Genomic DNA, 13,900 nt, shown 5'->3' on the forward strand with positions numbered 1-13,900 from the left:
GGTATGCACAGTTATGACTATGGGCTGATGCTTGCCTTTTTTGCCCTGGTGCTGTTGCCCGCACCCTGGCTGGGGCGTTTTTACTACAAGGTGATGGAGGGCCGGCGCACCTGGCTGAGCCCGGTATTGGGGCCCGTCGAAAAGGTCTGCTACCGCATCGCCGGGGTTGACCCGGGCAATGAGCAAAGCTGGCAGAAGTACACCCTGGCCCTGCTGGTTTTCAACCTGACAGGCTTTGTGTTGTTGTTCGCCATTTTGCTGTTTCAGTCGTACTTGCCACTCAACCCCCAGCAGTTGCCGGGGCAGGAGTGGACGCAAGCGTTCAATACCGCGGTGAGTTTTGTCACCAACACCAACTGGCAGAGCTACAGCGGTGAAGCCAGCCTGAGCTACTTCAGCCAGATGGCCGGGCTGACCGTGCAGAATTTTGTCAGCGCCGCTACCGGCCTGGCCGTGCTGGTCGCCTTGTGCCGTGGTATCAGCCGCCGCTCGGCGCACACGCTGGGCAACTTCTGGGTCGACATGACCCGCGCCACGCTCTATGGCCTGCTGCCGTTGTGCCTGGTGCTGGCGTTGCTGCTGGTGTGGCAGGGCGTGCCGCAAACCTTTGCCCATTACGTCAATGCCGTAACCCTGCAAGGTGCCGATCAAGTAATCCCGCTGGGTCCGGCTGCCAGCCAGATTGCGATCAAGCAACTGGGCACCAACGGCGGCGGCTTTTTCGGCGTGAACTCGGCGCACCCGTTCGAAAACCCGAGCGCCTGGAGCAACTTGTTCGAAATGGCCTCGATTATTCTGATCCCGGTGGCGTTGGTGTTCACCTTCGGCCATTACGTCAAGGACCTGCGTCAGAGCCGCGCAATCATCGCCTGCATGCTGGCCTTGTTCCTGATCGGCGGCGGCACCGCGCTGTATGCCGAGTACCAGCCGAACCCGGCGCTCAACAGCCCGCTGGTCGAGCAGAGCGCACCGCTGGAAGGCAAGGAAGTCCGCTTTGGCACCACCGGCAGTGTGCTGTGGACCGAAACCACGACCTCGGCCTCCAACGGCTCGGTCAATGCCATGCACGACAGCCTCAACCCGCTGACCGGGATGGTGGCACTGCTCAACATGATGGTCGGCGAAGTGATCTTCGGTGGCGTCGGTGCCGGGCTCTACGGGATGTTGCTCAACGTGTTGATCGCGGTGTTCCTCGCCGGCCTGATGATCGGCCGCACCCCTGAATACCTCGGTAAAAAACTCCAGGCCAGGGAAGTCCAGCTGCTGGTGGTGACCTTGCTGGTGATGCCGGTGGGGGTGCTGGTGCTGGGCGCGATTGCCGCCGTACTGCCCAGTGCTGTGGCCTCGGTCAGCAACCCCGGGCCCCATGGTTTCAGCCAGATCCTGTATGCCTTCACCTCGGCCAGTGCCAACAACGGCTCAGCTTTTGCCGGGCTTAACGCCAACACGCCGTTCTACAACCTGATGCTGGGCCTGGGCATGTTGATCGGACGCTTCGGTTACATCCTGCCGGTGCTGGCATTGGCCGGCAGCCTCGCGATCAAGAAAAGCGCGCCGATTGGCCAGGACAGTTTTCCGACCCACGGTCCGCTGTTTGTCGCGCTGCTGACCGTGACCATCTTGCTGGTGGGCGGCCTGACCTTCCTGCCGACCTTGGCCCTTGGCCCCATCGCTGAACAACTGACCCAGGGCTTCTGAGGAGACGAAGATGACTATGCCTGCTCCTGTTTCAAAGCTGACGCCAACGCCTGAAGCCAGGGCCCCCGAGTCGCCGAAGACTTCGTTCGCCGATATCTGGCGTCCGGCGCTGTTGCAAGCATTCGTCAAACTCGACCCGCGCCAGCTGAAACGCTCGCCGGTGATGCTGGTGGTCGAGCTGACCGCGATTTTTACCACGGTGCTGTGTGTTATCCCCGAGCCTGCAGTGCCTACCGGGGTGGCGGTGCAAATCGCTCTGTGGCTGTGGTTTACCGTGCTGTTCGCCAACTTTGCCGAAGCCCTGGCCGAGGGGCGCGGCAAGGCTCGGGCCGATAGCCTCAAAGCTGGCAGTGTGGGCTTGAGTGCGCGTCGGCGCACTGCCACGGGCGGCTTTGAAATCGTCCCGGCCACCCGCCTGCGCAAAGGGGATGTGGTGCGCGTCGAAGCGGGGGAGATGATTCCCGGCGACGGCGAGGTGATTGAAGGGATTGCCGCGGTCAACGAAGCGGCGATTACTGGCGAATCGGCGCCGGTGATCCGTGAGTCGGGCGGTGATCGCTCGGCGGTGACCGGCAATACGCGGCTGGTCAGTGACTGGTTGCTGGTGCAAATCAGCGCCAACCCCGGCGAGTCCACTCTGGACCGTATGATCGCACTGGTCGAAGGGGCAAAGCGGCAGAAAACCCCTAACGAGATTGCCCTGGATATTCTGCTGATCGGCCTGACCCTGATCTTTCTGATCGTGGTCGTGACCTTGCAGCCGTTCGCTTACTTTGCCGGTGGCAGCTTGCCCCTGGTGTTTCTGGTGGCCCTGCTGGTGACGCTGATTCCGACCACCATCGGCGGCTTGTTGTCGGCCATCGGTATTGCCGGCATGGACCGCCTGGTGCGCCTCAACGTGATTGCCAAGTCGGGGCGGGCGGTTGAAGCCGCGGGCGATGTGCATGTGTTGATGCTCGACAAGACCGGCACCATCACCTTCGGCAACCGCCGCTGCACGGCGCTGTATACCTGCCCCGGCGTGACCGCCAAAGAGCTGGCAGAGGGCGCGTTGCGCGCTTCGCTGGCGGACGAGACGGCAGAGGGCAAGTCCATTGTCGAGTTTGTTCGGGGCCAGCACAGCCTGCCCGAGTTACCCGTGTCGGACTTCACGGCCGTACCCTTTACCGCTGAAACCCGACTGTCGGGTATCGACCACAACGGTCGGGTGTACCGCAAAGGGGCCGTGGATTCAGTGCTGGCGTTTGTCGGCCTCAAACGCGGCGAGCTGTTGCCGGCCCTGTCCCGGGAAATCGACAAGATCGCCCAGAGCGGCGGCACTCCTTTGCTGGTCTGTGCCCAGGGCAAACTGCTGGGCGCCATCCACCTCAAGGACGTGGTCAAGCCGGGTATTCGCGAGCGTTTTGCCGAGCTGCGCAAGTTGGGCATCCGCACCGTGATGGTGACTGGCGACAACCCGCTGACCGCCGCGGCCATTGCCGCTGAAGCCGGGGTGGATGACGTGCTGGCCGAGGCCACGCCGGAGAAAAAACTGGCGCGCATTCGCCATGAGCAAAATGACGGCCGCCTTGTGGCGATGTGCGGTGATGGCGCCAACGACGCTCCGGCCCTGGCCCAGGCCGATGTGGGCATGGCGATGAACGACGGCACCCAGGCGGCCCGCGAAGCCGCGAACATGGTGGATCTGGACAGCGATCCCACCAAGCTGCTGGATGTGGTGCAGATCGGCAAGGAGTTACTGGTGACCCGTGGCGCATTGACCACGTTCTCGATCGCCAACGACGTGGCCAAGTACTTCGCGATTCTGCCGGCGCTGTTTGCTTCGATCTACCCGCAACTGGGCGTGCTCAACGTGATGAGCCTGCAGAGCCCGCAAAGCGCGATTGTGTCAGCCATCGTATTCAACGCGCTGATCATCGTGGTGCTGATCCCGCTGGCATTGCGCGGTGTGCGGGTGCAGGCGGCCAGTGCGGCGCACCTGTTACGCCGCAACCTGCTGATCTATGGCGTGGGCGGGTTGGTGGTGCCGTTTGTGGGCATCAAGCTGATCGACATGCTGCTCACCGCATTGCATCTGGTTTAAGCATTGGAGGGTTACACCATGAGCACTTTTTTACGTCCGGCCCTGAGCCTGATGCTGTTGATGACCGCCATTACCGGCGTGATCTACCCGCTGACCGTCACCGGCATTGCCCAGCTGGCGTTCCCCGAACAGGCCAATGGCAGCCTGGTCCGTGACAGTGCCGGCAAGGTGCTGGGGTCGGCATTGATTGCGCAGGATTTCAGCGGTTACAGCTGGTTTCACCCACGGCCATCGGCGGGAGCGTTTGCCACCGTGGCCAGTTCGGCCAGCAACCTGGCACCGAGCAATCCGGCGCTGGCGACACGGGTCAAGGACAGTGCCGCCCAGCTTGCCGTGCCGGGCCAGGGGCCGGTGCCCCTGGCGCTGCTGACCACCTCGGGCAGCGGGCTGGACCCGCACTTGCCACCAGAGGCAATACGCTATCAACTAGCCCGTGTCGCTGCTGCTCGCAGCTTGCCGGTACAGGCTGTTGAACAGCTGGTGGCGGAGCATATCGAGCGGCCGCTGGTGGGGCCGCCGGTGGTTAACGTGCTGCTGTTGAACAGCGCATTGGCGCAGTTGAAGAGCCCCTCACCCTGACCCTCTCCCGGAGGGAGAGGGGACTGACCGCACGCGGCTTCAAGAAAACCACATATCAGCTCCCTCTCCCTCCGGGAGAGGGCTGGGGTGAGGGTAAAGCTTTCAGTCACACAATTTATCAGGAACCCCCCCATGACTCATTCCGCCCGCGCCGATGCGTTGCTAGCCGATCTACCGCGCGCAGGCCGTGGCCGGCTTAAAGTGTTTCTCGGCGCGGCACCCGGCGTGGGCAAAACCTACGCCATGCTGCAAGCGGCTCATACGCAACTGCGCCAGGGTGTCGAAGTACTGGCCGGGGTGGTCGAAACCCATGGCCGCGCCGAGACCGAGGCCTTGCTCAATGGCTTGCCCCAGCAGCCCATGCTGCGCTCGGATTATCGCGGCGTGCAGCTTGAGGAAATGGACCTCGACGGCCTGCTTGCCGCCAGACCCAAGCTGGTACTGGTCGATGAGCTGGCCCACAGCAATGCCCCCGGCAGCCGTCACGCCAAGCGCTGGCAGGATGTGCAGGAATTGCTCGCGGCCGGGATCGATGTGTACACCACGGTCAACGTCCAGCATCTGGAAAGTCTCAACGATCAGGTGCGCGGCATCACCGGGGTCCAGGTGCGTGAGACCCTGCCGGACTGGGTTGTGCAGGAAGCCTACGAACTGCTGCTGATCGACCTGCCGCCCCGGGAACTGCTGGAGCGGCTGCGCGAGGGCAAGGTGTATGTACCTGAGCAGGCACGGGCAGCGATTGATGCGTTTTTCAGCCAGACCAATCTCAATGCTTTGCGCGAACTGGCAATGCAGACCGCTGCGGTGTATGTCGACGATGAACTGGACAAGGGCTATCGCCAGCAGGGGCAATCGGCCCCGGCGCTGCGCGGGCGTTTGCTGGTGGGGATCGACGGCGATACCCATGCCGAGCGCCTGGTGCGGCATGCCAGCCGGGTCGCGGAGCGTCGGCATCTGCCCTGGAGCCTGGTGCATGTGGACAACGGCCGGGCAGGCGACGAGCAATCACGCCTGCGCCTGCAAAGCGCCCAGCAACTGGCTGAGCGCCTGGGTGGCGAGGTGGTGTTGCTGCGTGCCGGTGAAGTGGCTAAAACCCTGATCCAGCATGCCGGCGAACGCCGTGCCAGCTTGCTGCTGGTGGGTCAGTCGCGGTTGACCTGGCGCCGTCGCCTGTTTGGCGGCGGACTGGCGGCGCGCTTGTTGCGTGACGCCCACGGCCTGGAAATCAACGTGCTCGACAATGAGCAGTCCCCTGTACCTGTCACCAACCGCCCGGAACACTCACTGGTGTGGTTCGACTACGGCCTGGCGCTGCTTGCCACGCTACTGGCCAGTGCCCTGGCCTGGGGAGTATCCAGCGTACTGGCGCTGCCCAATATCTCCCTGGTGTTTCTGGCTGCCGTGCTGCTGGTGGCCGTGCGCAGCAGCCTGGGGCCAGCATTGGCCTGTGCGGCGCTGTCATTTCTGGCCTATGACTTCCTCTTTATTCCGCCCAATTTCTCGTTCAGCATCCAGCGCGAAGAAGATGTGCTGACGTTGTTGTTTTTTCTGTTGATGGCGGCGCTCACTGGCAAACTGGCGGCTCGCCAGCGCCGGCAGTTGCAGGCCTTGCGCGACACTCAGCACGAAACCACCGAGCTTCTCGACCTGTCACGCAAGCTTACCGCCGCGACCGACCGCAAGGCTGTGGTCAATGCTGCCGGGCAGCATTTGAGCGGCTGGAAAGAGCTGGACATATGCCTGCTCAATCGCGATGGCAATGGCGGCTGGGACGTTGAAAGCGGCGGGCCGTTACAGTTCTGCGAAGCGGAGCGCGCCGCTGCTGACTGGGCCTGGGCCCACGACCAGCCTGCGGGGAAGGGTACGGGCACTTTGCCGATGGGCCGTTGGTGGTGGTGGCCGATCAGCGCCGAGGAGGGGCCATTGGCCTTGCTCGGCGTGTGCACCAGGCAGGGCCATTCACTAAGTGGCCAGCGTCGTCGGCTACTGATGGCTTTGAGCCAACCCCTGGCCCAGGCACTGGCGCGCGCGCGCTTGGCCCAGGACCTGGAAGCGGCCCGCCTGCACGGCGAAACCGAGCAGTTGCGCAGCGCACTGCTGGCATCGGTGTCCCATGATCTGCGCACACCGCTGACCAGCATGCGCGGCAGTATCGACACCTTGCTGGCCCTGGGCGAGGCGATCCCGTTGAGCGATCGCCGCGAGTTGCTCGAAGGCACCCGCGATGAAGCCGAGCGCCTGGACCGCTACATCCAGAACCTGCTGGACATGACCCGCCTGGGCCACGGTGCGCTCAAGCTGGCGCGCGACTGGGTGTCGCCTGCCGACATTGCCGGCAGCGCCTTGAACCGCTTGCGTGCGGTGCTGGCGCCCTTGCAGGTGCAGGTGGATGTTGCAGCGCAATTACCGCTGTTGCACGTGCATGGCGCCCTGATCGAGCAGGCGCTGGTCAATGTGCTGGAAAACGCTGCGCGCTTTTCACCCCCCCATGGCCAGTTGCAATTAACGGCGGGAGCCGATGAAAGCGAATTGTGGTTTGCCGTCAGTGATCAGGGCCCGGGGATCCCCGAGGAGGACAGGGTGAAGATTTTCGATATGTTTTATACCGCCGCACGGGGCGATCGCGGCGGGCAAGGCACGGGCCTGGGGCTCGCCATCTGCCAGGGCATGGTGGGGGCCCACGGCGGGCGGGTCAGCGTCGGCGAAGGCATCGGCGGGCAGGGTACGTGCATTACCCTGTATTTGCCGTTAAGTCTTCAACCGTGCCCCGAGAATGAAGGGCTGGAAAGTGAAGACTGATATTCTTTGGCTATCCCTCTATTGCGATAACAAGTCATGAGCCAGAGCGCGACCATTTTGGTCATCGACGATGAACCGCAGATTCGCAAATTCCTGCGTATCAGCCTGGTGTCCCAGGGATACACCGTGCTGGAGGCCGCGACCGGGGCCGATGGCTTGAGCCAGGCAGCGCTCGGACGGCCCGATGTGCTGGTGCTCGACCTGGGCTTGCCGGACATGGATGGCCAACAGGTACTGCGCGAGTTTCGCGAGTGGTCAAATGCGCCGGTACTGGTGCTCTCGGTGCGCGCCAGCGAAGCGCAAAAAGTCCAGGCACTGGACGGTGGGGCCAACGATTACGTGACCAAACCCTTCGGCATCCAGGAGTTTCTGGCACGAATCAGGGCCTTGTTGCGCCAGGCGCCTGTGGGCGAAACCCGGGAGTCGGCGCTTGAACTCGGCCCCTTGACCGTCGACCTGGCGTTCCGCCGTGTGCTGCTCGATGGCGTCGAAGTGGCGCTGACCCGCAAGGAATACGCGGTGCTGGCGCTCTTGGCGCGTCATCCGGGGCGGGTCATTACCCAGCAGCAATTGCTCAAGGATATCTGGGGCCCGAGCCATGTCGAAAACAGCCATTACCTGAGAATTGTCGTTGGCCATTTGCGCCAGAAACTGGCGGATGATCCGACCCGGCCACGGTATATCGTGACCGAAGCCGGGGTTGGCTACCGGTTGTTGGACGCCTCGTCCTTTTCGTAACGGTCCAGGGTGTCTTTTGCAATCAGGCGACCCAGGGCGATCAGCTCCTGGGCTTTGTAGAACTCGAAAAACCGGCACACCCGCTTGGGCACGTTGATCAGGATATCGGGCGGGTAACCGGCGATCTTGTATTGCGCCAGTGAAGTCTGCATGACCTCGAAGCTCTGGTTGATCAAGTCCAGCAGCGAGGCCGGGCCGACGTTGTCGATGATCACCGAGCCGGTGGCTGACTTGGGCGAGCCCTCTTCAGCGGCAGGGGAGGCGGTTTGCGGTGTGTCGAGCCAGGGATTGGGCTTTGCCTGGGCCAGCGGCTCGGCCTGGGGGTTGAGCAGTTCCTGTTCGAGGTTGAGCAAGTGCTCGGCCTGTTTGTTGCGAAACGGCATGCGCGAGCCCAGCGAACTCATCAGGTTGTCAAAGCGCCCCTTGAAAGCCGCCGGGCGCTGGATCACCGGCAACTGGTAGTGGCTCTGGTGGGTGGAGTTGAGGTTGACGGCGACGATCAGGTCGCAGTGGCTGGACACCACCGGCACGATGGGCAGCGGGTTGAGCAGGCTGCCGTCCACCAGCATGCGGTTGCCCTGCATCACCGGGGTAAACAGGCTGGGGATCGCTGCCGAGGCGCGCATGGCCTGGTGCAGGCAGCCCTCCTGAAACCAGATTTCCTGCTGGTGGGTGAGGTCGGTGGCGACGGCGGTGTAGGGGATGCGCAGGTCCTCGATATTGATTTCACCGACCATATTGCGGATCTGGCCGAAGACCTTTTCACCGCGAATCGCTCCAAGCCGGAAGCTGACATCCACCAGGCGCAGCACATCGAGGTAGTCCAGGCTTTGAATCCAGTCCCGGTACATGTCCAGTTTGCCGGCGGCGTAAATCCCGCCCACCACCGCGCCCATCGAGCAACCGGCGATACAGGCGATTTCATAGCCGCGGCTTTCCAGCTCTTCAATCACGCCGATATGGGCATAGCCCCGGGCACCGCCGGAGCCCAATACCAATGCAATACGTTTTTTCATGAACCCCACCTTCGCCTGACAGTCACTCACAATGCCTTTTTGTGACCCTGAGTGACAGCTTTTGGCATGAACGCGTATCTACCAGCTAGGCTAGTGCCTTGTAGCAATGACGGGTAGGTGTTGCCGGTTTTTTTGATTTTTACGTTGTGGCACTTTTATGCAGGTTGTTCGTCTGAGATTGCACTGAACTTTAATTTCTGAGGAAAACAACATGAAAGCATGGATTTGTGTACCGCTGATCGCGCTGGCGTTGGCAGGTTGTGCGGGTACCAAGGCGTATCGCGACAGTTGTGCGACGAACCTGGATTCGGCCTGGCATGAACTGGACCTGGCCAAGGCGGAAGGCTTCGCCGGGACTGTCAGCTACTCCAAGGCCTTGTCCTTGTTGACGGCGGCCAAGACCCAGCAGCAATTTGAAGCCTTTGAGGGTTGCACCAAAAAAGCCGAGAAGGCGCGTTTCTATATTCGTGAATCCCGCGCCGGGCGTTGAAGCGCAGCGGTAAAGGGGGAGGGTGAGGATGTCTGAGCTGGTTGACCGGATAGTGGCAAACATCGTGCGTCTGGAGGTCAGGTTACTGGCCTGTCAGGCGCGTCTGGAAGCCGATACGGACCCGGAGGCCCTGCACGACCTGCGCACCACTGTGCGCCGCTTGCGCAGCCTGTTGCGGCCTTTGCGCGGGTTGCCGGGGGTTGTGCAACTTGAAATGTCTGCATCCCAGGTTGGCGTGTTGACCACCCCCCTGCGTGATCTTGAAGTGCTGGCGGCACATTTGCAGGCGCACGGCTACACGGCGCAGGCGCAACGCCGCACGCAACAGTTGGCCGGCAGTTATGCCCGGGTGGCCGACAGTGAGCAGTTGGCTCAACTGTTGATGATCCTCGAGGTGTTTCCGCGCTTTTTGCGTGCTGCCGAGCGAGAAGGCCTGCTGCGTGGTTTGCGCCAGCGGATCGCAAAGGTCCTGGAAAAACAGTGGAAAACCCTGGAAAACGCTCTCAATGACCCTGGCCATGACCGCCATCGCGTAAGGTTGCTGATCAAGCGCGTACGCTATGCCGCTGAAGCCTACCCGGAGTTGAACCAGCTGCCGCCCTTGGTGCTGGCCCGCCTCAAGGGGGCACAGCAGGCGCTGGGCGAATGGCACGATGCCTGGCAATGGTTGCTGCAGGCCGGGCAACACGCCGACTTGCAACCCTGTGTGGCGCAATGGCAGGCCACCCTTGAGCACGGCGAAAAACGCGCTGACAAGGCGTTGGTCAAATTGAGTGCGGCTTGCTTTCACTCCTGATCTTTGGCCGATACAGCACTGTGCAGAGTCAGATGGATGGGTAGTATCCCGTCATATTTATCTGTTTCGAGGTGCTTATGCAGTTTTGCGAATTGGTTGCGGCGGTGCGCAACACGCCTTTGGACGTGACCATCCCGGCCGATTGGGGCCAGGGCCGCGCCAGCTTTGGCGGCCTGTTGGTGGCTTTGCAGTACGAAGCCATGCGCGCCCATGTGCCTGTCGAGCGGGCGTTGCGCTCATTGGCAGTGAGTTTTGTCGGGCCGGTGGCCGCCGATGTACCGGTGCGTTTCGAGGTTGAGGTGCTGCGCGAAGGCAAGGCGGTCAGCCAGGTGCTGGGGCGGGTGGTGCAGGACGGTCAGGTCATGACCCTGGTACAAGGCAGCTTTGGCGCTGCGCGGGAATCAGTGGCGAACGTGGACGGCTTGCCTGCGCCTGAGATGAAGGCGCCCGAAGATTGCCCGCTGTTGCCCTATATCAAAGGCGTTACCCCGGAGTTTATGCGTCATTTGTCCATGGCCTGGGCCGTGGGCGCACTGCCGTTCACCGGTCGTGGAACGCGGGAAATGGGCGGCTGGGTACGTTTTGATGGCGGTGTTGAGGACGAACCTCTGACAGAAACCCATTTGCTGGCGCTGGTCGATACCTGGCCGCCTGCACTGCTGCCGTTACTGAACAAGCCGACAGCAGGCAGCACGCTGACCTGGACCATCGAGTTCGTGCAGCCACTGCCTAAGGTCAGCACGTTGCAGTGGTGCAAGTACCTGGCCGTCATCGAACATGCGCGGGATGGCTACGGCCATGTGGCGGCCAACCTGTGGGGCCCAGGCGGCGAGCTGATTGCGCTCAGCCGCCAGACCGTAGCCGTGTTCGGTTGATCAGAAGGTCTGGCTGTTATCCGTTGCGCTGGTGGCCTTGTGGCCCTGGCGTTGCAGGATCAGGGCCGCAAACAGGGCAACCAGACCGATCACCGCGCTGGTGGCGTTTTCACTGAAGACGCCCGACACCAGCAACAGAAAAGCCACCACCATCATCGGCACTGCGATCAGGTTGATTGCCTGATACGCGGTGTTTTGCTGGCCGTGCGGGTTGGAGCGCCATTGCCAGGCCGGTAGATTTGGATGACGTTTGCCCATGATTGCTCTCCTTGTTCGAGGGTTCAGCCTGGGCTGAACCGGATAAACAAATCATAGATTTATGGTCACCCTGCGGCGAATCAACAATGGCTATTGGCCTTATAGCTTTAGTTGACCAATCGCCCGATTCAACTCGCCTGCCAGGGTTGCCAGTTCATTGCTGGTAGTGGCCGAGTCGACGGTCTGTTGCACGGTGTTTTCGGTGACATCGCGGATGCTCACCACTGCCCGGTTCATCTCTTCCGCGACCTGGCTTTGCTGCTCGGCGGCCACGGCAATCTGGGTGTTGCTTTCGCGCATTTGCGCCACGGCGTGAGTGATCTCGGCCAATGCCGCGCCCGCTTCCTGGGCCTGCTGCACGCAGTCGTCGGCCTTGAACGAGCTTTCCTGCATAAAGTCCACGGCGTCGCGGGTGCCCGCCTGCAAGGCCGAAACCATGGCGGTGATTTCGTCCGTGGATGTCTGCACGCGTTTGGCCAGGTGCCTCACTTCATCGGCGACCACGGCAAAGCCACGACCCATTTCACCTGCGCGAGCCGCTTCGATGGCCGCGTTCAACGCCAGCAGGTTGGTCTGTTCGGCGATGCTGTGAATCACACTGACCACGCCGTTGATCTTCTGGCTGTCCTGGGCCAGTTGCTGGATCATTTCTGCAGTGGTTTGCACCCCGGTGGACAGGCTGGCGATTGACTGTTGCACGCGGCTGACCACCTGCTGGCCACTCCCCGCCAGGTTGTCTGCGGTTTGCGACAGGTCGCGGGTAGCCCCAGCGTGTTGCGCAATATGGTAGACCGTGGCCGACATTTCATTGATTGCGGTGGCGGCCTGGTCGGTCTCGCTTTGCTGGCCGAGCATGCCGTGGCGCACCTCGTCCATGCTGCTGGCCAGGCGCGCGGCCCCGGCATCCAGTTGCGCGGCGGTTTGGGCCACGGTGTTCACCACCCGCTGGTAACCGGCCTGCATGGCATTGAAGGCGCTGGCCATCTGCCCGACCTCATCGGTACACGCCAGGGGCACCCGGGCGGACAGGTCACCGGTTTTCTCCACATGCAGCATCACGTCCTTGAGGGTGTTGAGCTGGCTCAGCAGGAAGCGGATCAGCAACTGCGAAGCGCAGAGCATGGCCAGCATCAGGATCAGCACGGCGGCGGCATAGTTGGGCAGCCGCTCGACAAACACCTGGGCCAGGCTAGGTGTATGGGCCAGCACGGCGATTTTTTGTCCGTCGTCGCGGGTCAGTACCTCGGCGCCCAGCAGCAGATTGTGGCCGAACAACGGCATGGGATTGATTGAGACCCAGCCGTTGGCGTTGCCCAGTTGCGGCAGGGCTTGATCGTTGACGCTGGCGATCTGGTCGGGCGCCAGGGGCAGCAATTGGCTGGCCTCGGGCAAGGGCTGCCCGGCAGGCCAGGCACTGAGCAATTGCGCCTGGGCCCGGGCGTTGGCCTGGGCGGCGTTGCTGCGCGATTGCTGTTCCAGCTGCACGGCGTAGAGCACCAGCAGCAGTGTGGTGACAAAAGCCACCGCGTTGACAGCCCAGAATTTGTATTTGAGCGAGATGTTGCTAAGCCAGGTGCCCATGGGAGGTCTTCTCTGAATTGGCGCAAACAATATTGGCAAGGTGCCATCATTGTGCCGCTATTCAGTGACAATCTTGTTGATGTGGGTCAAAAGAGGCACTGCGTGGGAGCGGGCGTCAGTCTGTCAGTACCGGCAACCCGTAAAACGCCCGTGCACACGCGGTGGTGTGTTCGGCCAGGTCCTGCTCGCTTTCGCCACGGTGCACGGCCACTTCGCGCAGCACATCGGTCAGGTAGGCCGGTTCGTTGCGACCATTTTTCGGTTTGGGCCGCAGGGTCCGCGGCAACAGGTACGGCGCATCACTTTCGAGCATCAGGCGACCGCGCGGGATATCGCGTACCAGCGGGTGCAGGTGGGTACCGCGGCGTTCGTCGCAGATCCAGCCGGTAATGCCGATATGGAGGTCAAGGTCGAGGTAGCTGAACAGCGCCTTTTTCTCCCCGGTAAAGCAATGCACCACAGCAGCCGGCAAGCGGTCGCGAAAGTCGCGCAGGATTTCCAGCAAACGCTGGTTGGCATCACGCTCATGCAGAAAAACCGGCAGTTGCAGGTCAACAGCCAGCGCCAGATGTTCTTCCAGCACTTTCTCCTGCTGGGCGCGGGGCGAAAAGTCGCGGTTGAAGTCCAGCCCGCATTCACCCACCGCACACACGCCCGGTTCCTTGAGCAGGGCAAGCAACTGGCGGGCGCTGTCGCCGTTCCAGTCACTGGCCGAGTGCGGGTGAATGCCGGCCGTAGAGAACAGCCGCTGGCCGCTTTCGTCCAGCTCGCGGCACAGTTGCAAGGCCTGTTCGCTGCCTTCGACGCTGGTGCCGGTCAACACCAATTGGCACACCCCGGCCGCGTAGGCACGGTCCAGCACGGCCTGGTGTTTGCCGTCAAAGCTTGGGTTGGTCAGGTTGACGCCGATATCAATGAGTTGCATGGTTTTACCTCAGGCCACAGGCCTCGCAGCATATCAGAGCTGTAGATTTACAAGAAAAACCA

The 13,900-nt window shown here is 62.1% G+C and carries 12 protein-coding genes; 8 read left to right on the forward strand and 4 right to left on the reverse strand.

Annotation, left to right across the window (positions count from 1 at the left end; genetic code table 11):
* Positions 1 to 3: 3 nt before the first annotated feature.
* The 5 genes from kdpA (at position 4) to V6L81_RS10620 (ending at position 7,897) form a co-directional block, all read left to right on the forward strand.
* A complete protein-coding gene (gene kdpA, locus V6L81_RS10600; RefSeq protein ID WP_338660669.1) occupies positions 4 to 1,698 on the forward strand; it encodes a potassium-transporting ATPase subunit KdpA in 1,695 nt (564 codons plus the stop codon).
* 10 nt (positions 1,699 to 1,708) lie between these two features.
* A complete protein-coding gene (gene kdpB / locus V6L81_RS10605; RefSeq protein ID WP_338660670.1) occupies positions 1,709 to 3,781 on the forward strand; it encodes a potassium-transporting ATPase subunit KdpB in 2,073 nt (690 codons plus the stop codon).
* Between the two features lie 18 nt (positions 3,782 to 3,799).
* Positions 3,800 to 4,360: a potassium-transporting ATPase subunit KdpC gene (gene kdpC / locus V6L81_RS10610; protein ID WP_338660671.1), complete on the forward strand. Its 561-nt coding sequence runs from the start codon at positions 3,800 to 3,802 to the stop codon at positions 4,358 to 4,360.
* Positions 4,361 to 4,492: 132 nt separating this feature from the next.
* Entirely contained in the window at positions 4,493 to 7,159 is a 2,667-nt protein-coding gene (locus V6L81_RS10615; RefSeq protein ID WP_095026101.1) for a sensor histidine kinase KdpD, read from the forward strand.
* Between the two features lie 36 nt (positions 7,160 to 7,195).
* The gene (locus V6L81_RS10620) at positions 7,196 to 7,897 is read left to right on the forward strand and encodes a response regulator (RefSeq protein WP_095023979.1); all 702 of its coding nucleotides are present in this window, start codon (positions 7,196 to 7,198) and stop codon (positions 7,895 to 7,897) included.
* Here V6L81_RS10620 and V6L81_RS10625 read toward each other — a convergent pair.
* A complete protein-coding gene (locus V6L81_RS10625; RefSeq protein ID WP_095002166.1) occupies positions 7,864 to 8,913 on the reverse strand; it encodes a patatin-like phospholipase family protein in 1,050 nt (349 codons plus the stop codon). The two genes, V6L81_RS10620 and V6L81_RS10625, sit on opposite strands and share 34 nt — an antisense overlap.
* 211 nt (positions 8,914 to 9,124) lie before the next feature.
* On the opposite strand from V6L81_RS10625, the gene V6L81_RS10630 reads away from it, so the two are divergent.
* The 3 genes from V6L81_RS10630 (at position 9,125) to V6L81_RS10640 (ending at position 11,074) form a co-directional block, all read left to right on the forward strand.
* A complete protein-coding gene (locus V6L81_RS10630; protein ID WP_095002165.1) occupies positions 9,125 to 9,403 on the forward strand; it encodes a hypothetical protein in 279 nt (92 codons plus the stop codon).
* 28 nt (positions 9,404 to 9,431) lie between these two features.
* Positions 9,432 to 10,199, forward strand: a complete 768-nt coding sequence (locus V6L81_RS10635; RefSeq protein ID WP_095002164.1) for a CHAD domain-containing protein — start codon at positions 9,432 to 9,434, stop codon at positions 10,197 to 10,199.
* 77 nt (positions 10,200 to 10,276) lie between these two features.
* Positions 10,277 to 11,074, forward strand: coding sequence for an acyl-CoA thioesterase II (locus V6L81_RS10640; RefSeq protein ID WP_095023977.1), 798 nt, complete (start codon positions 10,277 to 10,279; stop codon positions 11,072 to 11,074).
* Here V6L81_RS10640 and V6L81_RS10645 read toward each other — a convergent pair whose 3' ends face one another.
* The 3 genes from V6L81_RS10645 to V6L81_RS10655 form a co-directional block, all read right to left on the reverse strand.
* Complete coding sequence (locus tag V6L81_RS10645; protein ID WP_095002162.1) at positions 11,075 to 11,332, reverse strand: terminase; 258 nt, start codon at positions 11,330 to 11,332, stop codon at positions 11,075 to 11,077.
* Between the two features lie 99 nt (positions 11,333 to 11,431).
* Positions 11,432 to 12,913 (reverse strand): methyl-accepting chemotaxis protein, encoded by a 1,482-nt coding sequence (locus V6L81_RS10650; protein ID WP_095002161.1) that lies wholly within the window; start codon positions 12,911 to 12,913, stop codon positions 11,432 to 11,434.
* Positions 12,914 to 13,028: 115 nt separating this feature from the next.
* Entirely contained in the window at positions 13,029 to 13,838 is an 810-nt protein-coding gene (locus V6L81_RS10655) for a TatD family hydrolase (protein WP_016780110.1), read from the reverse strand.
* Between the last annotated feature and the right edge of the window lie 62 nt (positions 13,839 to 13,900).

Source organism: Pseudomonas bubulae (genome assembly GCF_037023725.1).
Taxonomy (GTDB): Bacteria; Pseudomonadota; Gammaproteobacteria; order Pseudomonadales; family Pseudomonadaceae; genus Aquipseudomonas; species Aquipseudomonas bubulae.